A 19,024-nucleotide genomic window follows, 5' to 3' on the forward strand; every position below is an offset into this window, starting at 1 on the left:
GCACCTCGACACCGGCCGGGGGCGCGATGTCGGCGGCGGTGACCTGGCCCGGGCCCTGCTTGCGCAGGTACATCACCACGGGCTCGTCGTGCTCGGAGGACACGACCAGCTGCTTGATGTTGAGGATCAGGTCGGTGACGTCCTCCTTGACGCCCGGCACGGTGGTGAACTCGTGCAGGACGCCGTCGATGCGGATGCTGGTGACGGCGGCACCGGGGATCGAGGAGAGGAGGGTGCGGCGCAGGGAGTTGCCGAGGGTGTAGCCGAAGCCCGGCTCCAGCGGCTCGATCACGAACCGGGAGCGGAACTCGTCGACGACCTCTTCGGTCAACGAAGGACGCTGAGCGATCAGCATGTGTGGATCAAATCCTTCTCTCGTGGACGCCCGCTATTTGACGCCCGACGGAAACCGCACCCGGTGAAAGGTGCGGGTACTGCAAGGGTACGGGCGGTACGGCCCGAATACGGAGCGTACCGCCCGAAAAAACCACTACGGCCGAACCGACGGCTCGGACGCGGCGACGCGACTCAGACGCGGCGGCGCTTCGGCGGGCGGCAGCCGTTGTGCGGGGTCGGGGTGACGTCCTGGATGGAGCCGACCTCGAGACCGGTCGCCTGGAGCGAACGGATGGCGGTCTCACGACCGGAACCCGGGCCCTTGACGAACACGTCGACCTTGCGCATGCCGTGCTCCTGCGCGCGACGGGCAGCCGACTCGGCGGCCATCTGCGCGGCGAACGGCGTGGACTTCCGGGAGCCCTTGAAGCCGACGTGGCCGGCGGAGGCCCAGGAGATCACGTTGCCGGTCGGGTCCGTGATGGACACGATCGTGTTGTTGAACGTGCTCTTGATGTGCGCGTGGCCGTGAGCGACGTTCTTCTTTTCCTTGCGGCGCACCTTCTTGGCAGCGCCCTGACGACCCTTGGGGGGCATCTACAAACTCCTACGGGAGGTGGTCGGTCCTACAGCGAAGACCGTGGACAGGTGTCCGCTGCGGACTACTTCTTGCCCGGCTTCTTCTTGCCGGCGATGGCGCGACGCGGGCCCTTGCGGGTACGCGCGTTGGTGCTGGTGCGCTGACCGCGGACGGGCAGACCGCGACGGTGACGCAGACCCTGGTAGGTGCCGATCTCGACCTTGCGGCGGATGTCGGCCTGGATCTCGCGACGGAGGTCACCCTCGGTCTTGATGTTGTTGTCGACGAACTCGCGGATCGCGACGAGCTGCTCCTCGGAGAGGTCGCGAACGCGGGTGTTCGGGTCGACGCCGACAGCGGCCAGCGTCTGCTGCGAAAGGGTTCGGCCGATGCCGAACACGTAGGTGAGGGCGATCTCCACGCGCTTTTCGCGCGGGATGTCAACACCGGAAACGCGTGCCATTCAATGGCTCCAGTTAGTTGTCGGAGGTCTTCCGCAGAACCGTCCCCCGGCCGCCGTCCTCGCCTGTTGCGGCGATTTGGTACGAACCGGGTCCCCAGCCTCCGAGACCGGGGGTGTCGAGCCGTGCGGCTCGGGTTCTGCGTATGAACATGTTGCTCGCGTCGCGCGAAGTTCTGCGGGAAAGTCGCAGAGGGTGGATCGTGCGGGTCAGCCCTGGCGCTGCTTGTGGCGCGGGTTGTCGCAGATAACCATGACCCGGCCGTGACGGCGGATCACCCTGCACTTGTCGCAGATCTTCTTGACGCTCGGCTTGACCTTCATGGGATGTGAAGTTCTCCGGGCTCAGTGCCCCCGCACCACAAGGGGAAGGGGCAAGATCTACTTGCTCACTTGTACCGGTAGACGATCCGGCCCCGGGTCAGGTCATACGGAGAGAGCTCCACCACGACCCGGTCGTCAGGGAGGATGCGGATGTAGTGCATACGCATCTTGCCGCTGATGTGTGCCAGGACCTGGTGGCCGTTCTGGAGCTCGACCTTGAACATGGCGTTCGGAAGAGACTCGACGACAGTGCCCTCGATCTCGATGGCACCTTGCTTCTTGGCCACGCTTCGCCCTTCGAATCGACTACCTTGATCGACTCCGCTGCGCACCGTGATCACATGCAGGCATGCGGATGCACAAGAGCCGACGAGTCAGTCTACGTCAGGGCACCCCGAAAGACGAATCGAGAAAGTCTGCCCCACTCGCGAGATCCTTAACCCGCGGGCTTCCGCCGAGCCCCCGGCTCACGCCGGCGGATCGGGCGCCGCCGTGATCCCGTACTCGGCGAGCTTCCCGCCCTGCCTCCGTCCGGCACCGTCAACACCAGCGGGCTCGGCGCCCGGGGCGCCTCACAGGCTTCGAGCGGCTGCGCCGGCCTCCGACCGGCGGTCGTGGCGAAGGCCTCCGTCAGGCGAGCGGGTCCGGAGCCGCCGTGACCCCGTACTCGGCGAGCTTCGCCTTCCCCCCGTCCGGCGCCGTCAGCACCAGCGGCCCCGCCTCCGTCAGCGCGACCGAGTGCTCCCAGTGCGAGGACCAGGTGCCGTCCGTGGTGATGACGGTCCAGTCGTCCTCCAGCACCTGCGTCTTCGCGGTGCCCAGCGAGACCATCGGCTCGATGGCGAGGCAGAAGCCCGGGACCAGCTTGGGCCCCTTGCCCCTGCGGCGGTCGACGTAGTTCAGCAGATGCGGGTCCATGTGCATCTCGGTGCCGATGCCGTGGCCGCCGTAGTCCTCGATGATCCCGTAGCGCCCGCCGCCGGGCTTCGGCTGTCGGCGGATGTAGGTCTCGATGGCGCGGGAGACGTCGACCAGCCGGTTGCCCTGCTTCATGGCCGCGAGGCCGGCCCACATCGACTCCTCGGTCACCCGGGACAGCTCGACCAGCTCCGGCGCGTGCCCCGACCCGACGAAGGCGGTGTAGGCCGCGTCGCCGTGCCAGCCGTCGATGACGGCGCCGCAGTCGATGGAGATGATGTCCCCGTCCTTGAGGACGACCTCGTCGGAGGGGATGCCGTGGACGACGACCTCGTTGACGGAGGTGCAGATCGTCGCGGGGAAGCCGCCGTAGCCGAGGAAGTTCGGCTTGGCGTCGTGCTCGGCGAGCACCTTGCGGGCGACCTGGTCCAGATCCCTCGTCGTGGCCCCGGGCACGGCCGCCTCACGCGTGGCCGCGTGGATGGCGGCGACCACCAGCCCCGCCTCACGCATCTTGGCGATCTGCTCGGGGGTCTTGATCTGCACCATGGGGGCTACGGCCTTTCTGGACCGGAGAGATTGCGGACACCGTCAACGATACGGGGGGAGGCCGTCCGCCCCTCCCCCGCGCACACGTCGGCCGCGGCCCCCGCAGGGAACCGCGGCCGGACGCGCACCGTCACTGATCGCGGTTGAGCGCCTCCAGCGCACGCCCGGTGACCTCGTCGACCGGACCCAGCGCCGAGATCGTCACCACGAGGCCCTGGGCCCGGTAGTAGTCGATGATCGGCTCGGTCTGCGTGTGGTAGACCTCCAGCCGGGTGCGCACCGTTTCCTCGGCGTCGTCGTCGCGCTGGTACAGCTCGCCGCCGCAGACGTCGCAGACGCCCTCCTGCTTCGGCTTGCTGTACGTCACGTGGAAGACGTGGCTGGAGTCCTTGCGGCAGATCCGCCGCCCGGCGATCCGCTTGACCACCTCGGCCTCGGGGGCCTCCAGGTCGAGCACCGCGTCCAGCGTGATGCCCTCGGACTCCAGCAGCTCGTCGAGCGACTCCGCCTGGGAGACGTTCCTCGGGAACCCGTCCAGCAGGAAGCCCGCCTCGGCGTCCGGCTGCTCCATACGGTCCTTCGCCATGGCGATGGTGACCTCGTCCGGTACGAGGTTGCCCGCGTCCATGTACGACTTCGCGAGCTTGCCCAGCTCGGTCTGCCGACTGATATTGGCGCGGAACAGGTCGCCCGTGGAGATGTGGGGGATGCTCAGCTTCTCGGCAAGGCGGGTGGCCTGGGTGCCTTTGCCAGCACCGGGCGGCCCGACGAGGACGATTCGCATCAGCGGAGGAACCCTTCGTAATTGCGCTGCTGGAGCTGGCTCTCGATCTGCCTCACCGTCTCGAGACCGACACCCACGATGATCAGGATGCTGGTCCCGCCGAACGGGAAGTTCTGGTTTGCCCCGAAACCGGCCAACGCCATCGTCGGCACGAGAGAGATCAGACCCAAGTACAGCGAGCCCGGCCAGGTGATCCGGTTGAGTACGTAGCTGAGGTACTCAGCGGTCGGTCGGCCAGCCCGGATGCCCGGGATGAAGCCACCATACTTCTTCATGTTGTCGGCGACTTCTTCGGGGTTGAAGGTGATCGCCACATAGAAGAACGCGAAGAACACGATCAAGAAGAAGTAAAGAATGATGTGCGGCGTGGCCCCGGTGTCGGCGAGGTTCTTCGTGATCCAGGCCGCCCAACCCGCGGTGGAGTTGGAGAACTGGACGATCAGCGCCGGAATGTAGAGCAGCGACGAGGCGAAGATGACGGGGATGACGCCCGCCTGGTTCACCTTGAGGGGAATGTAGGTGGACGTACCGCCGTAGGACCGGCGGCCGATCATGCGCTTCGCGTACTGCACGGGAATCCGGCGCTGGGCCTGCTCGACGAAGACGACCAGGCCGACCATGACCAGACCGACGAGCAGGACCGTGCCGAACTCGATCCAGCCGTCCGCCAGGTCGCCCTGCTCCTTGATGGCCCACAGGGCGGAGGGGAAGGTCGCGGCGATCGAGATGAACATCAGGATCGACATGCCGTTGCCGATGCCGCGGTCGGTGATGAGCTCACCGAGCCACATCACGAGGGCCGTACCGGCGGTCATGGTGATGACCATGGTGATGGTCACGAACATGGACTGGTCGGGGACGATCTGGTTCCCCACCGGGCAGCCCTGGAAGAGGGCGCCGCTGCGGGCGGTGGCCACCAGGCCGGTGCCCTGCAGGACGGCGAGCGCCACCGTCAGGTAACGCGTGTACTGCGTGATCTTGGCGGTGCCGGCCTGGCCCTCCTTCTTCAGGGCCTCCAGGCGCGGGATCACCACGGTCAGCAACTGCAGAATGATGCTCGCCGTGATGTACGGCATGATGCCCAGGGCGAAGATCGTGATCTGCAGCAGCGCGCCGCCGCTGAACATGTTGACCAGTCCGAACAGGCCCTGGTTCGCCTGGGCCGCGTCGAGACAGGCCTGCACGTTGCGGTAGTCGACACCGGGAATCGGGATGTTCGTACCGATCCGGTACACCACGATGATGCCGAGTGTGAACAGCAGTTTCTTGCGCAGGTCGGGCGTCTTGAACGCCCGGGCGAACGCGGTGAGCACGGTGCCTCCTGCGACCCCCGCGCAACCGCGTCAAGGGTGGTGGTCGTGAGATTCCGATGAGGGACGAATACGTAACGGACAACTTCCCTCCGGAGTGCCCGAATGGGGCGCCCGGGGAAAGTGGGCAGTGCAGGCCACCTTACCGGCGAGACCACCGCCCTTGGAACGACCAACCGGGGATACCCCAAATGTGGGGTATCCCCGGTCGGGATCGTTCAGGTCATCGGCACGCCTGAGGGATTCAGACGAGCTCGGTGACGGTACCGCCGGCGGCGGTGATCTTCTCCTTGGCGGAGCCGGAGACGGCGTCGACCGTCACCTGCAGCGCCACGGAGATCTCGCCCTGGCCGAGGACCTTGACGAGGCTGTTCTTGCGAACGGCCCCCTTGGCCACCAGACCCTCGACGGTGACCTCGCCACCCTCGGGGTAGAGCGCGGCCAGCTTGTCGAGGTTCACGACCTGGAACTCGGTCTTGAACGGGTTTTTGAAGCCCTTCAGCTTCGGGAGACGCATGTGGAGCGGCATCTGGCCACCCTCGAAGTTCTCCGGAACCTGGTAACGGGCCTTGGTGCCCTTCGTACCACGACCGGCCGTCTTACCCTTGGACGCCTCACCACGACCCACACGGGTCTTGGCGGTCTTGGCGCCCGGGGCGGGACGGAGGTTGTGGATCTTGAGCGGGTTCTGCTCCGCCATGATCAGTCGACCTCCTCGACCGTCACGAGGTGGCGGACGGTGTGCACCATGCCGCGGAACTCGGGACGGTCCTCCTTGACGACCACGTCGTTGACCTTCTTCAGGCCAAGCGAACGCAGGGTGTCACGGTGGTTCTGCTTGCTGCCGATGTAGGACTTGACCTGCGTAATCCTGAGCTGCGCCATGATTACGCACCCGCCCCGGCACGCGCACGGAGAAGAGCCGCGGGGGCGACGTCCTCGAGCGGCAGACCGCGGCGGGCCGCGACCTCCTCGGGACGCTGCAGGCCCTTGAGGGCCTCCACGGTCGCGTGCACGATGTTGATCTGGTTGTGGGAGCCGAGCGACTTCGACAGCACGTCGTGGATACCGGCGCACTCGAGCACGGCACGCACCGGACCACCGGCGATCACACCGGTACCCGGGGAAGCCGGCTTGAGCAGCACGACACCGGCAGCCTTCTCACCCTGGATCGGGTGCGGGATGGTGCCCTGGATGCGGGGGACCTTGAAGAAGTGCTTCTTGGCCTCCTCAACGCCCTTGGCGATGGCGGCCGGCACCTCCTTGGCCTTGCCGTATCCGACACCCACGGTGCCGTCACCGTCGCCCACCACGACCAGCGCGGTGAAGCTGAAGCGACGACCACCCTTCACTACCTTGGCGACACGGTTGATCGCGACGACGCGCTCAACGTATGCGGTCTTGTCGGCGGCAGCTGCGCCGCCGTCACGGCCCTTCCGGTCCCGCCGCTCGCCGCCACCGGCACCGCCACCGCGGCGCTGGGGTCCAGCCATTGGAATTACCTCTCTCTGTTTCCGCTAGCTACGGCAGGCTCAGAACTTGAGCCCGGCTTCGCGGGCGGCGTCCGCCAGGGCGGCGATGCGCCCCGCGTACTGGTTGCCACCACGGTCGAACACCACGGCCTCGACACCGGCGGCCTTGGCACGCTCGGCGACCAGGGCCCCGACCTGCTTGGCCTGTGCGGACTTGTCGGCCTCGCCGCCGCGGATCGACGCGTCCAGGGTGGACGCCGACGCCACGGTGTGGCCCTTCAGGTCGTCGATCACCTGCGCCACGATGTGGCGGTTGGAGCGGGTCACGACCAGGCGAGGACGCTCGGCGGTACCGGCGACCTTCTTGCGGATCCGAAGGTGACGACGCTTGATGGCGGCACGCTTGTAGGCGTCGCCCTTGAGGATCTTCTGCCCGTATGCCATGGCTTACTTACCCGCCTTTCCGACCTTGCGCCGGATGACTTCGCCCTCGTACTTGACGCCCTTGGCCTTGTACGGGTCGGGCTTGCGCAGCTTGCGGATGTTCGCCGCAACCTCGCCGACCTTCTGCTTGTCGATGCCCTCGACCGAGAAACGGGTCGGGGACTCCACCTTGAAGGTGATGCCCTCGGGGGCCTCGACCAGAATCGGGTGGCTGTAGCCCAGGGAGAACTCCAGGTTCGAACCCTTGGCGAGCACGCGGTAACCGACACCGCTGATCTCGAGCTTCTTCACGTAACCCTGGGTCACGCCGGTGATCATGTTCGCCACCAGCGTGCGGGACAGGCCGTGCAGGGCCTTGTTCTGACGCTCGTCGTTGGGGCGGGTGACGCTGAGCACGCCGTCCTCACCCCTGGCGACCTCGATCGGCGCCGCCACGGTGTGGGTCAGCGAGCCCTTCGGGCCCTTGACCGCGACCGTACGGCCGTCGATGGTGACGTCCACGCCGGCGGGAACCGCGATGGGGAGCTTGCCGATGCGCGACATAGCTGTTTCCTCCGTTCCCTTCCGCTACCAGACGTAGGCGAGGACTTCCCCACCCACGCCCTTCTTGCCGGCCTGCTTGTCGGTGAGGAGCCCGTGCGACGTGGAGATGATCGCCACGCCGAGGCCGCCCAGCACCTTCGGCAGGGAGGTGGACTTCGCGTACACCCGGAGACCGGGCTTGGAGATCCGCTTGATGCCCGCGATGGAGCGCTCACGGTTGGGGCCGAACTTCAGCTCCAGGACGAGGTTCTTGCCGACCTCGGCGTCCTCGACCTTCCAGCCCGTGATGAAGCCCTCCTGCTGGAGGATCTCCGCGATGTGAGACTTGATCTTGGACGCCGGCATCGTCACGGAGTCGTGGTACGCCGAGTTCGCGTTCCGCAGACGCGTCAGCATGTCTGCGATCGGATCAGTCATGGTCATGAATTGGCCTTCGGCCTCTCTCGCCGTGGTTTCCTGGTGCGCCATCCCTCTCCCCGATCCGAGACGGGACGGGTGCGGCGCGGTGGACCTACGGCGTAGTAAGCAAACATGAGCGGGTTGTCGCCCGCGTGCTTCGGGGCACGGCAGGTGCCCAACCCCACAAGCCTAAGCCATGTGGAGCGGGCCTCCCGCCGATTCCCGTTGCTTACCGAGAGCCCTGGGAGTCCGGAACTACCGGATTACCAGGAACTCTTGGTCACGCCCGGCAGCTCGCCACGGTGAGCCATCTCACGAAGGCACACGCGGCACAGGCCGAACTTGCGGTACACGGAGTGCGGACGACCGCAGCGCTGGCAGCGGGTGTAGCCGCGCACTCCGAACTTGGGCTTGCGAGCAGCCTTCGCGATGAGAGCCTTCTTCGCCATCTCGCTCACGCCTCCTTGAACGGGAAGCCGAGGTGACGGAGAAGGGCACGGCCCTCTGCGTCATTGGTCGCCGTGGTGACCACGGTGATGTCCATACCCCGGACACGGTCGATCTTGTCCTGGTCGATCTCGTGGAACATGACCTGCTCGGTGAGACCGAAGGTGTAGTTGCCACGGCCGTCGAACTGCTTGGGGGACAGACCGCGGAAGTCGCGGATGCGCGGCAGCGCGAGCGACAGGGTGCGGTCCAGGAACTCCCACATGCGGTCGCCACGGAGCGTGACGTGGGCACCGATCGGCTGACCCTCACGCAGCTTGAACTGCGCGATGGACTTGCGGGCCTTGGTGACGGCCGGCTTCTGACCGGTGATCGTGGTGAGGTCGCGCACGGCGCCCTCGATCAGCTTGGAGTCGCGGGCGGCGTCGCCCACACCCATGTTGACCACGATCTTGACGAGGCCGGGAACCTGCATGACGTTCTCGTAGGAGAACTCCTCACGCAGCTTGCCCGCGATCTCCTCGCGGTACTTCGTCTTCAGACGCGGAGTGGTGGTGGTAGCCATCAGATGTCCTCACCCGTCCGCTTGGCAACGCGGATCTTGTTGCCTTCGTCGTCGAAGCGGTAGCCGACGCGGGTCACGACCTTCTTGCCGTCCTTCTCCACGACGAGCTGAACGTTGCTCACGTGGACGGGGGCCTCGGTGGTCACGATCCCGCCGGCCTGCGAACCGCCGGCGGTCGGGGCGGCCTTGGTGTGCTTCTTGACCCGGTTGACGCCCTCGACCAGGACGCGCTCCTCGCGCGGGTAAGCGGCAATGACCTTGCCCTGCTTGCCCTTGTCCTTGCCGGTGACGACCTGGACCAGGTCACCCTTCTTGATCTTCATGCTCACAGCACCTCCGGCGCGAGGGAGATGATCTTCATGAACTTCTTCTCGCGCAGCTCTCGGCCGACCGGGCCGAAGATACGGGTGCCACGGGGGTCGCCGTCGTTCTTCAGAATGACGGCGGCGTTCTCGTCGAAGCGGATGTACGAGCCGTCCGGACGGCGGCGCTCCTTGACGGTGCGAACGATGACCGCCTTGATGACGTCACCCTTCTTCACGTTGCCGCCGGGGATCGCGTCCTTGACGGTGGCGACGATGACGTCACCGATGCCCGCGTAGCGGCGACCGGAGCCACCGAGCACACGGATGCAAAGGATTTCCTTCGCCCCCGTGTTGTCGGCGACGCGCAGTCGCGACTCCTGCTGGATCACGTCTATCTCCTGAATGTCTGCCGGTTCCCCAACGGGGCTGACGCGCTTTCAGTCGAGCGCGGTAGCCCCGTTGGAGCCTGGCGGAACTGTCCTGCGAGGGATGCCCCGCAGGAACGTACTTTTGGGAATTCCCTTGCGGGAATTACCTACTTGGCCTTCTCGAGGATCTCGACGATGCGCCAGTGCTTCGTCGCGGACAGCGGCCGGGTCTCCATCAGGAGGACGCGGTCGCCGACGCCGGCGGCGTTCTGCTCGTCGTGGGCCTTGAGCTTGCTCGTGCTGCGGATGACCTTGCCGTACAGCCCGTGCTTCTTGCGGTCCTCGACGGCGACGACGACGGTCTTGTCCATCTTGTCGCTGACGACGATGCCCTCACGGCTCTTACGGAAGCTCCGAGCCTCAGTGTTCGTCTCAGTCACGTTGTTCTCGCTCATCAGGCGCTCTCCACCGTTTCGATGCCCAGCTCACGCTCGCGCATCAGGGTGTAGATCCGCGCGATGTCCTTGCGGACCGCCTTGAGACGGCCGTGGTTCTCGAGCTGTCCGGTCGCCGCCTGGAAACGGAGGTTGAACAGCTCTTCCTTGGCCTCGCGGAGCTTCGCCAGAAGCTCCTCGTTGCCCAGCTCGCGCAGCTCGGACGCCTTGGTACCGGCCGACATCACGCTTCACCTGCCTCGCGCTTGACGATCCGGCACTTCATCGGCAGCTTGTGGGCCGCACGGGTCAGCGCCTCACGGGCGATCTTCTCGTTGGGGTACGACAGCTCGAACATGACGCGTCCGGGCTTGACGTTGGCGATCCACCACTCCGGAGAACCCTTACCGGAACCCATGCGGGTCTCGGCCGGCTTCTTCGTCAGCGGGCGGTCCGGGTAGATGTTGATCCAGACCTTGCCACCACGCTTGATGTGGCGGGTCATGGCGATACGAGCCGCCTCGATCTGGCGGTTCGTCACATACGCCGGGGTCAGCGCCTGGATGCCGTACTCGCCGAACGCGACCTGCGTTCCGCCCTTGGACATGCCGCTGCGACTGGGGTGGTGCTGCTTGCGGTGCTTGACCCTACGGGGGATCAGCATGTCGGTCAGGCCTCCGTTCCGGTGCTCTCAGCCGGAGCGGCGGCGGGAGCCTCGGCCTTGGGGGCCTCGGCAGCCGGAGCCTGCTGCGGCTTGCGACCGCGCCCGCCACGCTCGCCACCGCGGCCACCACGGGCCGGGCGGTCGGCACCGCCACGGGCCGGGCGGTTGCCGGCGCGGGCAGCGGCGTTCTCGGCGCGGACCTCGGCGATGTTCTTGACGTCGCCCTTGTAGATCCAGACCTTCACGCCGATGCGGCCGAAGGTCGTCTTGGCCTCGAAGAAGCCGTAGTCCACGTTCGCGCGGAGCGTGTGCAGGGGCACGCGGCCCTCGCGGTAGAACTCCGAGCGGGACATCTCGGCGCCGCCGAGACGGCCACCGCACTGGATCTTGATGCCCTTGGCGCCCGCCTTCATCGCCGACTGCATGCTCTTGCGCATGGCGCGGCGGAAGGAGACGCGGGAGGAGAGCTGCTCGGCAACGGCCTGGGCCACGAGCTGAGCGTCCGTCTCGGGGTTCTTGACCTCGAGGATGTTCAGCTGGACCTGCTTGCCGGTGAGCTTCTCGAGGTCGCCGCGGATGCGGTCGGCCTCGGCGCCGCGGCGGCCGATGACGATGCCCGGACGCGCGGTGTGGATGTCCACCCGCACACGGTCACGGGTGCGCTCGATCTCCACCTTCGAGATGCCGGCGCGCTCCATGCCGGACGTCATCATCCGACGGATGGCGACGTCTTCCTTGACGTAGTCCTTGTACAGCTTGTCGGCGTACCAACGCGACTTGAAGTCGGTCGTGACACCGAGCCGGAACCCGTGCGGGTTTACCTTCTGGCCCATTACCGGGTTCCTTCCTTGCTGCTGACGACCACGGTGATGTGGCTGGTCCGCTTGCGGATCCGGTAGGCACGACCCTGGGCGCGCGGACGGAACCGCTTCAGGGTCGGACCCTCGTCGACGTACGCCTCGGAAACGAAGAGGCTGTCGGCGTCGGTGTGGTCGTAGTTGTGCGCGGCGTTGGCGATGGCGCTGTCCAGCACCTTACCGACCGGCACGCTCGCGGCCTGCGGGGTGAAACGCAGGACCGCCTGAGCCTCCGTGGCGTTCATGCCACGGATGAGGTCCACCACACGGCGGGCCTTCATGGGCGTGACGCGGATGTACCGCGCCTGGGCCCTGGCTTCCATGGTTGTCCTTCCAGTGTCTGTCATGGTCATTTCCACCCCGCCTTTAGCGGCGCTTCGACTTCCGGTCGTCCTTGACGTGACCCCGGAAGGTGCGCGTCGGCGAGAACTCGCCGAGCTTGTGGCCGACCATCGACTCGGTGACGAACACCGGAATGTGGGTCTTGCCGTTGTGCACCGCGATCGTGTGGCCGAGCATGGCCGGGACGATCATCGAGCGACGGGACCAGGTCTTGATGACGTTCTTGGTGCCGGCTTCGTTCTGGACGTCCACCTTCTTGATCAGGTGGTCGTCGACGAAGGGCCCCTTCTTCAGGCTACGAGGCATCTCAACCCGTCCTTAGCGCTTCTTGTTCGTCTTGCGGCGGCGGACGATGTACTTGTTCGACGCCTTCTTGGGCGCCCGAGTACGGCCTTCCTTCTGGCCCCACGGGGACACCGGGTGGCGACCACCGGAGGTACGGCCCTCACCACCACCGTGCGGGTGGTCCACCGGGTTCATGACCACACCACGCACGCTCGGGCGGACGCCCAGCCAGCGCTTACGACCGGCCTTGCCCCAGCTGATGTTGCTCTGCTCGGCGTTGCCGACCTCGCCGATGGTGCCGCGGCAGCGGACGTCGACCAGGCGGATCTCACCGGACGGCATGCGCAGGTGGGCCATCTGGCCCTCCTTCGCGAGCAGCTGCACCGAGGCGCCGGCGGAGCGGGCGAACTTGGCGCCGCCGCCGGGACGCAGCTCGATGGCATGCAGCGTCGTACCGACCGGGATGTTGCGCAGGGCGAGGTTGTTGCCCGGCTTGATGTCGGCCCCGGGACCGTTCTCGACGCGGTCGCCCTGGCTCAGGCCACGCGGCGCGAGGATGTAGCGCTTCTCGCCGTCCGCGTAGTGCAGGAGCGCGATGCGCGCGGTGCGGTTGGGGTCGTACTCGATGTGCGCGACCTTCGCCGGCACGCCGTCCTTGTCGTGACGACGGAAGTCGATCACGCGGTAGGCGCGCTTGTGTCCGCCACCCTGGTGGCGAACGGTCACACGACCGGAATTGTTACGGCCGCCCTTGCTGTGCAGGGGACGGACCAGCGACTTCTCCGGCGTGGACCGCGTGATCTCGACGAAGTCGGCGACGCTGGAGCCACGACGGCCCGGGGTCGTCGGCTTGTACTTGCGGATACCCATTGTCTCTCAGTCCTCGGAAGTTTGTTCCGAAATCTGGACGTTCCAACCTCCGTCAGGAGGTCGGACCGCCGAAGATGTCGATACGGTCGCCCTCGGCGAGGGTCACGATCGCGCGCCTGGTGCCCGTGCGCTGGCCGAAGCCGGTGCGCGTGCGCTTGCGCTTGCCCTGGCGGTTGATCGTGTTGACGCCGGTGACCTTGACCGAGAAGACCGCCTGCACGGCCTCCTTGATCTCCGTCTTGTTGGAGCCCGGAGCGACGATGAACGTGTACTTGTTCTCGTCGATGAGCGCGTAGCTCTTCTCCGACACGACCGGCTTGATCAGGACGTCACGGGGGTCCGTGAACGACTTGCTCGCCGGGGTGATGACGGTGTTCTTGCCTTCGGTGGCGTGGCGGCGTGCCTTCTTGAGGCGCGCCTCCTTGGCCTTCTTCGCCGCCTTGGAGGCGACGGAGGGGTGACGGATAGCCATCAGACCTCGCTCCCTTCGTTGTCGTTGGCCTTGTTCGGGCCGGCGACGAAGGACTCGAAAGCGGCCTTGGTGAAGACCACGTCGTCCGAGACGAGAACGTCGTACGTGTTCAGCTGGCCCGGCTCCAGGATGTGCACCTGGGGCAGGTTGCGGGCGGACAGCCACGCGGCCTCGTCGGCGCGGTCGACGACCAGGAGCAGGTTCTTGCGCTCCGAGATCTTGCCGAACAGCGTCTTGGCGGCCTTCGTGGAGGGGGTCTCGCCCTCGATCACGCCGGTGACGACGTGAATGCGGTCGTGGCGGGCCCGGTCGGTGAGGGCGTGGCGCAGGGCCGCGGCCTTCATCTTCTTCGGGGTCCGCTGCGAGTAGTCGCGCGGCTGCGGGCCGTGGACGACGCCACCGCCGGCGAACTGCGGCGCACGGGTCGAACCCTGACGGGCGCGGCCGGTGCCCTTCTGGCGGTACGGCTTCCTGCCGCCACCACGGACTTCACCGCGGGTCTTGGTCTTGTGCGTGCCCTGGCGGGCAGCGGCCAGCTGAGCGACGACGACCTGGTGGATCAGCGGAATGCTGACCTTCTCCACGCCGAAGATCTCCGCGGGGAGCTCGACGGTACCGGCCTTGTCGCCTGCCGGCGAAAGGATGTCAACAGTGCTCATCGTTACCTCAGGCCCCCTTGGCCGCGGTGCGGACCAGGACGAGGCCGCCGTTCGGACCGGGGACCGCGCCCTTGATGAGCAGCAGACCCTTCTCCGCGTCAACGGCGTGGACGGTCAGGTTCTGGGTGGTGACCCGCTCGTTGCCCATGCGGCCCGCCATGCGCTGGCCCTTGAACACACGACCCGGGGTGGCGCAACCGCCGATGGAGCCGGGCATGCGGTGCACGCGCTTGGCACCGTGCGAGGAGTTGTTGCCCTTGAAGTTGTGGCGCTTCATGACGCCACTGAAGCCCTTGCCCTTGCTCTTCGCGGTCACGTCGACCTTCACGCCGGCCTCGAACACCTCAGCGGTGACTTCCTGGCCCAGCGTGTACTCGGAGGCGTCCGCGGTGCGGAGCTCGACGAGGTGGCGACGGGGGGTGACGTCGGCCTTCGCGAAGTGGCCCTTGAGGGGCTTGTTCACCTTGCGCGGGTCGATCTCACCGAAGGCGATCTGCACGGACTCGTAGCCGTCGACGTCGTTCGTACGGACCTGGGTGACGACGTTGGGCCCGGCCTTGACGACGGTGACGGGAACAACGCGGTTGCTCTCGTCCCACACCTGCGTCATGCCGAGCTTCTCGCCCAGGATGCCCTTGATCTGCTTGGTCATCTCTCAGATCACCGGCCCTCAGAGCTTGATCTCGATGTCGACACCGGCCGGGAGGTCGAGTCGCATCAGAGAGTCAACGGTCTTGGGAGTCGGGTCGAGGATGTCGATGAGGCGCTTGTGCGTGCGCATCTCGAAGTGCTCGCGCGAGTCCTTGTACTTGTGCGGCGACTTGATGACGCAGTACACGTTCTTCTCAGTGGGCAGCGGCACCGGGCCCGCGACCGACGCACCAGTACGCGTCACCGTCTCGACGATCTTCTTCGCCGAGGAATCGATGACCTCGTGGTCGTAGGCCTTGAGCCGGATGCGGATCTTCTGTCCCGCCATGGCTACTTCGTAGTCCTGTCTCTCGTAAACGCTCCGGAACCCGGTGTTCCCGCCCCCCCTCCGACCCACGCGGTCGGGCGTGTCGCGCTCCCACTGACACAGATGTCCCTTGCCGGAACTTCCCTGTATGGGGAGTGCGGACCCTTCCGGAACCGCGGCTGGGGGCGAGAGGCCCACCGGGCGCCTGGCCTGCACCCCGCTGACGCTTCCCGGAAGATTCCCGTACGTCCGCCCCTGCACCTCTCGGTGCAATGCGTGGGACGACGAGTACTGTGGGACTCGCTTCCGGTCCCCCCGGCGGGAGGCGCGCAGCATCGGCACTCGACCGAGCAACCCCGCTAGTTTGCCACAGAGGGCAGGGGGCTGGCCAATCGGGCGGATGAGAATACCCCGGGGGCGCCCGACGTCAAACACGACGGTGATCGCGCCGACGCGCGCGCTCTTCGTGTGCGGCATCGACGCGCGCCACGGCCTCGGCCCGGGACATGCCGAACCGGGCTCGCCGACCGGTGCGGACGCGCCTACGGACGCCGGCCGCGCAGGGCCCGCCGGGCGTCACTGACCGCGTAGGCGGACTCCAGTCGCCAGGTCTCCAGTTTGTCCTGCACCTTTGCCGCGACCTTCCACCACTTGAACCACAGCGGCAGCCGCCGGAACGGCACGTGGTCGAGGGTGTCGTCGACAGCGTTCCCGGCGATGCTCCTGCGGCCAGGGCCTTCCGCCCGCAGCGCGGCGTACAGCTCCGGCGTCAGTCTCCCGTTGAGCCGGGCCGCGGTGCCCGCCGCGGTGAACGCGAACCCGCGCTGAGCGACGTCCGGCAACCGCGTCGCCCTGACGATCCGAGGCGACGCCTCCTCCAGCGAGCAGTTGAAGACCAACCCGATCACCGCTGTGCCGAGATGATTTTCGCCACGCTCGAACGCGGCATCCCACTCTGCCGGGTCGTCGATGCCCAGCAACCCCTCGCCGCTCTTCCAGTCCCACCCGACCGCCACGGCCTCAGCCGGTGAAGCGGAACGTCGAGGTGATCGCGTCGAAGATGTCGAAGAAGGAGTCGGCGAGGTCGAGGACCTGGCTGCTGCCCGCCACCAGGGCGACCTTGCCCTCCTGGCCGGGTACGGGGATGAAGGTCTGGGTCAGTACCGCACGGATGGTCCGGTCGAGTTCGTCGCCGGGTACGGGGATGTCCTCGATGCCGTACGTCCGTGCCGCCGGGCCCACTCCGGGGATGTCGACGGTGGTGACCTTCCGCCAGGAGTCACCCGGCTTCTTGGCCTCCTTGACGGCAAGTTGGGCGGTGATGGCGGCCGGGTCGGTGGAGAGCGGGTCGCCCTTGCCCGTGCGGCCGCCGACCAGCGAGACCGTCACCGAGCCGGTGATCGGTACGTCACCGCCGAAGTTCTCCGCCATGCAGCCGCAGTACAGCGCGCCCGACTTCCAGGCGTCCGCCGCCGCCCTCCGCAGGAACGCGGTGTACGTGTCCCGGTGCGGCGCCAACTCCGGGTGCTGCCGCAGGCGTTCACTCACCATCCGGTGGATCGAGTCGTCCCGCGACTCCGGCCGTACGTCGAACTCCCACCAGGACTCCGGCACCTTGATCCGGAAACCGCCGCGCTCGACGGTCAGCGCCTCCATGTAGCGGGCCATGACGCAGGCCTCCCCGTTCACTCGATCGTCTGTGCGGACATCGTGCCATCGCGTGAACCGTTGGAGAGGCCGACCCCGCCGGACCTCGCGGGCCCCTCAGCCCTTTTTGGCGACCGTGAGGATCACCGCCGCGTCCTCCAGGGCTTCCAGGGCGTGGCGGGCCGGTGGGATGACGAGCAGATCGCCGGTCCGGCCCTCCCACGAGGCGTCGCCGCTGGTGAGGCGGACGTGACCGCTCAGGACCAGCAGGGTCGCCTCGCCGGGGCTGTCGTGCTCCGCGAGGGAGGTGCCGGCGGTCAGAGCGAGGAGGGTCTGGCGCAGGGTGTGCTCGTGGCCGCCGTGGACCGTGCTCGCGCTGCGACCGGTGGAGGAGGCGGCGGCGCGTTCGAGGTGCTCGCGGGCGAGGGCGTCGAGGGAGAGCTTCTGCATGGATCCGAGTCTCTCCGGCCGGGATGTGGGGCACCAGGGCCATGTGGGGCACTCCCCCCTTCCGGCCCGGGCGGGGAGGCCCCCCGACCCTCCCCGCTCGGCACCGGCACCGTCAGATGACGCCCTGCGCCAGGATCGCGTCCGCGACCCGCTCGAAGCCGGCGATGTTCGCGCCCGCGACGTAGTCGCCGGGGGCACCGTAGCGGTCTGCGGTCTCGGCGCACGTGTTGTGGATGTCGGTCATGATGCGGGCCAGCTCGTTCTCGACCTGGTCGGCCTTCCACGTCGTGCGCGACGCGTTCTGCGTCATCTCCAGCGCGCTGACCGCGACCCCGCCCGCGTTCGCGGCCTTGCCGGGCCCGAAGGCGACTCCGGCCTTCTGGAAGAGCTGCACGGCATCCGGCGTCGTCGGCATGTTCGCGCCCTCCGACACCGCCTTCACGCCGTTACGGATGAGCACGGCGGCGGCGTCCGCGTTCAGCTCGTTCTGCGTCGCCGACGGCAGGGCGATGTCGGCCGGGACCTCCCAGACCCGCCCGCCGGGCACGAACCGCGCGGAGGCGCCACGCCGCTCGGCGTACGCGCTCACCCGGCCGCGCTCGACCTCCTTGATCTGGCACAGCAGCTCCAGGTCGATGCCCTTCTCGTCGACCACGTAGCCGCTGGAGTCGGAGCAGGTCACCGGGTTGGCGCCGAGGGCCGTCAGCTTCTGGATGGTGTAGATCGCGACGTTTCCGGATCCGGAGACGACCGCGGTCTGGCCCTCCAGTTCCTCGCCACGCTCGTGCAGCATCGCCTCCGCGAACAGCACGTTGCCGTATCCGGTCGCCTCCGGCCGTATCAGCGAGCCGCCCCAGCCGGCGCGCTTGCCGGTCAGGACGCCGCCCTCCCAGCGGTTGGTGATCCGCCGGTACTGGCCGAACAGGTAGCCGATCTCGCGGGCGCCGACACCGATGTCGCCCGCCGGTACGTCGGTGTACTCACCGATGTGCCGGTACAGCTCCGTCATGAACGACTGGCAGAAGCGCATGACCTCCGCGTCGCTGCGGCCCTGCGGGTCGAAGTCGCTGCCGCCCTTGCCGCCGCCGATGCCGAGCCCAGTCAGCGCGTTCTTGAAGACCTGCTCGAAACCGAGGAACTTGATGATCCCGAGGTTCACCGAGGGGTGGAAGCGCAGACCGCCCTTGTACGGGCCGAGGGCGCTGTTGTATTCGATCCGGAATCCCCGGTTGACGTGAACACACCCCTGGTCGTCCTGCCACGGCACCCGGAAGATGATCTGCCGCTCCGGCTCGATGAGCCGCTCGACGAGCCCCGGCTCCGCGTACTCCGGACGCGCCTTGAGCACCGGCCCGAGGGTGTCCAGCACCTCGCGCGCGGCCTGGTGGAACTCGGGTTCGGCCGGATTGCGGCGCAGGATCTCGGTACGCAGGTTCTCGAGCGAGGAGGTGAAGTCGGGTCGTGAAGTCACGGGGTCCCTTTCTGGCGCGGCTGACACCGGAACAGGCCCGGTGATGGGCGCGCGGCGCCATTGCCTCGCGCAGGACGGCGACCGCCTCATGGATTTTCGATACAGCAGTCG

General features: G+C 67.2%; 32 protein-coding genes and 1 pseudogene. All 33 read right to left on the minus strand.

Annotated elements, in window-relative coordinates:
• A pseudogene (locus tag DIZ27_RS29435) lies at nucleotides 1-355 on the minus strand (DNA-directed RNA polymerase subunit alpha); the annotation flags it as partial.
• A 173-nt stretch (nucleotides 356-528) separates the two neighbouring features.
• Nucleotides 529-933, minus strand: a complete 405-nt coding sequence (gene rpsK, locus DIZ27_RS29440) for a 30S ribosomal protein S11 (protein WP_003948617.1) — start codon at nucleotides 931-933, stop codon at nucleotides 529-531.
• 65 nt (nucleotides 934-998) lie between these two features.
• Entirely contained in the window at nucleotides 999-1,379 is a 381-nt protein-coding gene (gene rpsM / locus DIZ27_RS29445; RefSeq protein WP_031041520.1) for a 30S ribosomal protein S13, read from the minus strand.
• Between the two features lie 207 nt (nucleotides 1,380-1,586).
• Nucleotides 1,587-1,700: a 50S ribosomal protein L36 gene (rpmJ, locus tag DIZ27_RS29450; RefSeq protein ID WP_003974245.1), complete on the minus strand. Its 114-nt coding sequence runs from the start codon at nucleotides 1,698-1,700 to the stop codon at nucleotides 1,587-1,589.
• Nucleotides 1,701-1,765: 65 nt separating this feature from the next.
• Complete coding sequence (infA, locus tag DIZ27_RS29455) at nucleotides 1,766-1,987, minus strand: translation initiation factor IF-1 (protein ID WP_003948620.1); 222 nt, start codon at nucleotides 1,985-1,987, stop codon at nucleotides 1,766-1,768.
• 343 nt (nucleotides 1,988-2,330) lie between these two features.
• Nucleotides 2,331-3,167, minus strand: coding sequence for a type I methionyl aminopeptidase (map, locus tag DIZ27_RS29460; RefSeq protein ID WP_109381502.1), 837 nt, complete (start codon nucleotides 3,165-3,167; stop codon nucleotides 2,331-2,333).
• 130 nt (nucleotides 3,168-3,297) lie between these two features.
• Nucleotides 3,298-3,951 carry an adenylate kinase gene (locus tag DIZ27_RS29465; RefSeq protein ID WP_109381503.1) on the minus strand — a complete coding sequence of 218 codons (654 nt, stop codon included), beginning with the start codon at nucleotides 3,949-3,951 and terminating at the stop codon, nucleotides 3,298-3,300.
• Complete coding sequence (gene secY / locus DIZ27_RS29470) at nucleotides 3,951-5,264, minus strand: preprotein translocase subunit SecY (protein ID WP_109381504.1); 1,314 nt, start codon at nucleotides 5,262-5,264, stop codon at nucleotides 3,951-3,953. Before secY ends, DIZ27_RS29465 begins: the two co-directional genes overlap by 1 nt.
• Before the next feature lie 241 nt (nucleotides 5,265-5,505).
• Nucleotides 5,506-5,961: a 50S ribosomal protein L15 gene (rplO, locus tag DIZ27_RS29475; RefSeq protein WP_109381505.1), complete on the minus strand. Its 456-nt coding sequence runs from the start codon at nucleotides 5,959-5,961 to the stop codon at nucleotides 5,506-5,508.
• Nucleotides 5,962-5,963: 2 nt separating this feature from the next.
• Nucleotides 5,964-6,146: a 50S ribosomal protein L30 gene (rpmD, locus tag DIZ27_RS29480; protein ID WP_109381506.1), complete on the minus strand. Its 183-nt coding sequence runs from the start codon at nucleotides 6,144-6,146 to the stop codon at nucleotides 5,964-5,966.
• Nucleotides 6,147-6,148: 2 nt separating this feature from the next.
• Nucleotides 6,149-6,754, minus strand: a complete 606-nt coding sequence (gene rpsE, locus DIZ27_RS29485) for a 30S ribosomal protein S5 (protein WP_109381507.1) — start codon at nucleotides 6,752-6,754, stop codon at nucleotides 6,149-6,151.
• Between the two features lie 39 nt (nucleotides 6,755-6,793).
• Nucleotides 6,794-7,177 carry a 50S ribosomal protein L18 gene (rplR, locus tag DIZ27_RS29490; RefSeq protein ID WP_109381508.1) on the minus strand — a complete coding sequence of 128 codons (384 nt, stop codon included), beginning with the start codon at nucleotides 7,175-7,177 and terminating at the stop codon, nucleotides 6,794-6,796.
• A gap of 3 nt (nucleotides 7,178-7,180) precedes the next feature.
• The gene (gene rplF / locus DIZ27_RS29495; protein WP_109381509.1) at nucleotides 7,181-7,720 is read right to left on the minus strand and encodes a 50S ribosomal protein L6; all 540 of its coding nucleotides are present in this window, start codon (nucleotides 7,718-7,720) and stop codon (nucleotides 7,181-7,183) included.
• 24 nt (nucleotides 7,721-7,744) lie between these two features.
• Nucleotides 7,745-8,143 carry a 30S ribosomal protein S8 gene (gene rpsH / locus DIZ27_RS29500; protein WP_013001411.1) on the minus strand — a complete coding sequence of 133 codons (399 nt, stop codon included), beginning with the start codon at nucleotides 8,141-8,143 and terminating at the stop codon, nucleotides 7,745-7,747.
• Nucleotides 8,144-8,382: 239 nt separating this feature from the next.
• Nucleotides 8,383-8,568: a type Z 30S ribosomal protein S14 gene (locus DIZ27_RS29510; RefSeq protein WP_003948630.1), complete on the minus strand. Its 186-nt coding sequence runs from the start codon at nucleotides 8,566-8,568 to the stop codon at nucleotides 8,383-8,385.
• 5 nt (nucleotides 8,569-8,573) lie between these two features.
• Entirely contained in the window at nucleotides 8,574-9,131 is a 558-nt protein-coding gene (gene rplE, locus DIZ27_RS29515; protein ID WP_109381510.1) for a 50S ribosomal protein L5, read from the minus strand.
• On the minus strand, nucleotides 9,131-9,454 hold the full coding sequence (rplX, locus tag DIZ27_RS29520; protein ID WP_109381511.1) for a 50S ribosomal protein L24: 324 nt from the start codon (nucleotides 9,452-9,454) through the stop codon (nucleotides 9,131-9,133). The genes rplE and rplX overlap by 1 nt, the downstream gene beginning before the upstream one ends.
• A 2-nt stretch (nucleotides 9,455-9,456) precedes the next feature.
• The gene (gene rplN / locus DIZ27_RS29525) at nucleotides 9,457-9,825 is read right to left on the minus strand and encodes a 50S ribosomal protein L14 (RefSeq protein ID WP_003992364.1); all 369 of its coding nucleotides are present in this window, start codon (nucleotides 9,823-9,825) and stop codon (nucleotides 9,457-9,459) included.
• 146 nt (nucleotides 9,826-9,971) lie between these two features.
• Entirely contained in the window at nucleotides 9,972-10,259 is a 288-nt protein-coding gene (rpsQ, locus tag DIZ27_RS29530; protein WP_109381512.1) for a 30S ribosomal protein S17, read from the minus strand.
• Complete coding sequence (rpmC, locus tag DIZ27_RS29535) at nucleotides 10,259-10,483, minus strand: 50S ribosomal protein L29 (RefSeq protein ID WP_003974259.1); 225 nt, start codon at nucleotides 10,481-10,483, stop codon at nucleotides 10,259-10,261. The genes rpsQ and rpmC overlap by 1 nt, the downstream gene beginning before the upstream one ends.
• Complete coding sequence (gene rplP, locus DIZ27_RS29540; protein WP_109381513.1) at nucleotides 10,483-10,902, minus strand: 50S ribosomal protein L16; 420 nt, start codon at nucleotides 10,900-10,902, stop codon at nucleotides 10,483-10,485. The genes rpmC and rplP overlap by 1 nt, the downstream gene beginning before the upstream one ends.
• A gap of 5 nt (nucleotides 10,903-10,907) precedes the next feature.
• On the minus strand, nucleotides 10,908-11,735 hold the full coding sequence (gene rpsC / locus DIZ27_RS29545; protein WP_004927271.1) for a 30S ribosomal protein S3: 828 nt from the start codon (nucleotides 11,733-11,735) through the stop codon (nucleotides 10,908-10,910).
• Nucleotides 11,735-12,082 carry a 50S ribosomal protein L22 gene (gene rplV, locus DIZ27_RS29550; protein ID WP_109381514.1) on the minus strand — a complete coding sequence of 116 codons (348 nt, stop codon included), beginning with the start codon at nucleotides 12,080-12,082 and terminating at the stop codon, nucleotides 11,735-11,737. The genes rpsC and rplV overlap by 1 nt, the downstream gene beginning before the upstream one ends.
• Before the next feature lie 43 nt (nucleotides 12,083-12,125).
• Nucleotides 12,126-12,407: a 30S ribosomal protein S19 gene (gene rpsS / locus DIZ27_RS29555; protein WP_003948639.1), complete on the minus strand. Its 282-nt coding sequence runs from the start codon at nucleotides 12,405-12,407 to the stop codon at nucleotides 12,126-12,128.
• Nucleotides 12,408-12,419: 12 nt separating this feature from the next.
• Nucleotides 12,420-13,256 (minus strand): 50S ribosomal protein L2, encoded by an 837-nt coding sequence (gene rplB, locus DIZ27_RS29560; protein ID WP_109381515.1) that lies wholly within the window; start codon nucleotides 13,254-13,256, stop codon nucleotides 12,420-12,422.
• 52 nt (nucleotides 13,257-13,308) lie between these two features.
• Nucleotides 13,309-13,728, minus strand: a complete 420-nt coding sequence (gene rplW / locus DIZ27_RS29565) for a 50S ribosomal protein L23 (protein ID WP_109381516.1) — start codon at nucleotides 13,726-13,728, stop codon at nucleotides 13,309-13,311.
• Nucleotides 13,728-14,387: a 50S ribosomal protein L4 gene (rplD, locus tag DIZ27_RS29570; RefSeq protein ID WP_109381517.1), complete on the minus strand. Its 660-nt coding sequence runs from the start codon at nucleotides 14,385-14,387 to the stop codon at nucleotides 13,728-13,730. Before rplD ends, rplW begins: the two co-directional genes overlap by 1 nt.
• 7 nt (nucleotides 14,388-14,394) lie before the next feature.
• Nucleotides 14,395-15,039 carry a 50S ribosomal protein L3 gene (gene rplC / locus DIZ27_RS29575; protein WP_109381518.1) on the minus strand — a complete coding sequence of 215 codons (645 nt, stop codon included), beginning with the start codon at nucleotides 15,037-15,039 and terminating at the stop codon, nucleotides 14,395-14,397.
• A gap of 18 nt (nucleotides 15,040-15,057) precedes the next feature.
• Nucleotides 15,058-15,366, minus strand: coding sequence for a 30S ribosomal protein S10 (rpsJ, locus tag DIZ27_RS29580; RefSeq protein WP_003948644.1), 309 nt, complete (start codon nucleotides 15,364-15,366; stop codon nucleotides 15,058-15,060).
• Nucleotides 15,367-15,887: 521 nt separating this feature from the next.
• Nucleotides 15,888-16,361 carry a hypothetical protein gene (locus DIZ27_RS29585; protein WP_109381519.1) on the minus strand — a complete coding sequence of 158 codons (474 nt, stop codon included), beginning with the start codon at nucleotides 16,359-16,361 and terminating at the stop codon, nucleotides 15,888-15,890.
• 4 nt (nucleotides 16,362-16,365) lie between these two features.
• On the minus strand, nucleotides 16,366-17,013 hold the full coding sequence (locus tag DIZ27_RS29590; protein WP_109381520.1) for a hypothetical protein: 648 nt from the start codon (nucleotides 17,011-17,013) through the stop codon (nucleotides 16,366-16,368).
• 96 nt (nucleotides 17,014-17,109) lie between these two features.
• The gene (locus DIZ27_RS29595) at nucleotides 17,110-17,442 is read right to left on the minus strand and encodes a cupin domain-containing protein (RefSeq protein ID WP_109381521.1); all 333 of its coding nucleotides are present in this window, start codon (nucleotides 17,440-17,442) and stop codon (nucleotides 17,110-17,112) included.
• Nucleotides 17,443-17,554: 112 nt separating this feature from the next.
• A complete protein-coding gene (gdhA, locus tag DIZ27_RS29600; RefSeq protein WP_181383744.1) occupies nucleotides 17,555-18,913 on the minus strand; it encodes an NADP-specific glutamate dehydrogenase in 1,359 nt (452 codons plus the stop codon).
• Between the last annotated feature and the right edge of the window lie 111 nt (nucleotides 18,914-19,024).

The sequence above is a fragment of the Streptomyces sp. NWU339 genome (assembly GCF_003143855.1).
Taxonomy (GTDB): Bacteria; Actinomycetota; Actinomycetes; order Streptomycetales; family Streptomycetaceae; genus Streptomyces.

Coding starts and splice junctions, on each gene's coding strand:
- rpsK (WP_003948617.1), bottom strand. CDS start 933: ATGCCCCCCAAGGGTCGTCAGGGCGCTGCCAAGAAGGTGCGCCGCAAG.
- rpsM (WP_031041520.1), bottom strand. CDS start 1,379: ATGGCACGCGTTTCCGGTGTTGACATCCCGCGCGAAAAGCGCGTGGAG.
- rpmJ (WP_003974245.1), bottom strand. CDS start 1,700: ATGAAGGTCAAGCCGAGCGTCAAGAAGATCTGCGACAAGTGCAGGGTG.
- map (WP_109381502.1), bottom strand. CDS start 3,167: ATGGTGCAGATCAAGACCCCCGAGCAGATCGCCAAGATGCGTGAGGCG.
- DIZ27_RS29465 (WP_109381503.1), bottom strand. CDS start 3,951: ATGCGAATCGTCCTCGTCGGGCCGCCCGGTGCTGGCAAAGGCACCCAG.
- rplO (WP_109381505.1), bottom strand. CDS start 5,961: ATGGCGGAGCAGAACCCGCTCAAGATCCACAACCTCCGTCCCGCCCCG.
- rpmD (WP_109381506.1), bottom strand. CDS start 6,146: ATGGCGCAGCTCAGGATTACGCAGGTCAAGTCCTACATCGGCAGCAAG.
- rpsE (WP_109381507.1), bottom strand. CDS start 6,754: ATGGCTGGACCCCAGCGCCGCGGTGGCGGTGCCGGTGGCGGCGAGCGG.
- rplR (WP_109381508.1), bottom strand. CDS start 7,177: ATGGCATACGGGCAGAAGATCCTCAAGGGCGACGCCTACAAGCGTGCC.
- rplF (WP_109381509.1), bottom strand. CDS start 7,720: ATGTCGCGCATCGGCAAGCTCCCCATCGCGGTTCCCGCCGGCGTGGAC.
- rpsH (WP_013001411.1), bottom strand. CDS start 8,143: ATGACCATGACTGATCCGATCGCAGACATGCTGACGCGTCTGCGGAAC.
- DIZ27_RS29510 (WP_003948630.1), bottom strand. CDS start 8,568: ATGGCGAAGAAGGCTCTCATCGCGAAGGCTGCTCGCAAGCCCAAGTTC.
- rplE (WP_109381510.1), bottom strand. CDS start 9,131: ATGGCTACCACCACCACTCCGCGTCTGAAGACGAAGTACCGCGAGGAG.
- rplX (WP_109381511.1), bottom strand. CDS start 9,454: ATGAAGATCAAGAAGGGTGACCTGGTCCAGGTCGTCACCGGCAAGGAC.
- rpsQ (WP_109381512.1), bottom strand. CDS start 10,259: ATGAGCGAGAACAACGTGACTGAGACGAACACTGAGGCTCGGAGCTTC.
- rpmC (WP_003974259.1), bottom strand. CDS start 10,483: ATGTCGGCCGGTACCAAGGCGTCCGAGCTGCGCGAGCTGGGCAACGAG.
- rplP (WP_109381513.1), bottom strand. CDS start 10,902: ATGCTGATCCCCCGTAGGGTCAAGCACCGCAAGCAGCACCACCCCAGT.
- rpsC (WP_004927271.1), bottom strand. CDS start 11,735: ATGGGCCAGAAGGTAAACCCGCACGGGTTCCGGCTCGGTGTCACGACC.
- rplV (WP_109381514.1), bottom strand. CDS start 12,082: ATGGAAGCCAGGGCCCAGGCGCGGTACATCCGCGTCACGCCCATGAAG.
- rpsS (WP_003948639.1), bottom strand. CDS start 12,407: ATGCCTCGTAGCCTGAAGAAGGGGCCCTTCGTCGACGACCACCTGATC.
- rplB (WP_109381515.1), bottom strand. CDS start 13,256: ATGGGTATCCGCAAGTACAAGCCGACGACCCCGGGCCGTCGTGGCTCC.
- rplW (WP_109381516.1), bottom strand. CDS start 13,728: ATGGCTATCCGTCACCCCTCCGTCGCCTCCAAGGCGGCGAAGAAGGCC.
- rplD (WP_109381517.1), bottom strand. CDS start 14,387: ATGAGCACTGTTGACATCCTTTCGCCGGCAGGCGACAAGGCCGGTACC.
- rplC (WP_109381518.1), bottom strand. CDS start 15,039: ATGACCAAGCAGATCAAGGGCATCCTGGGCGAGAAGCTCGGCATGACG.
- rpsJ (WP_003948644.1), bottom strand. CDS start 15,366: ATGGCGGGACAGAAGATCCGCATCCGGCTCAAGGCCTACGACCACGAG.
- DIZ27_RS29590 (WP_109381520.1), bottom strand. CDS start 17,013: ATGGCCCGCTACATGGAGGCGCTGACCGTCGAGCGCGGCGGTTTCCGG.
- DIZ27_RS29595 (WP_109381521.1), bottom strand. CDS start 17,442: ATGCAGAAGCTCTCCCTCGACGCCCTCGCCCGCGAGCACCTCGAACGC.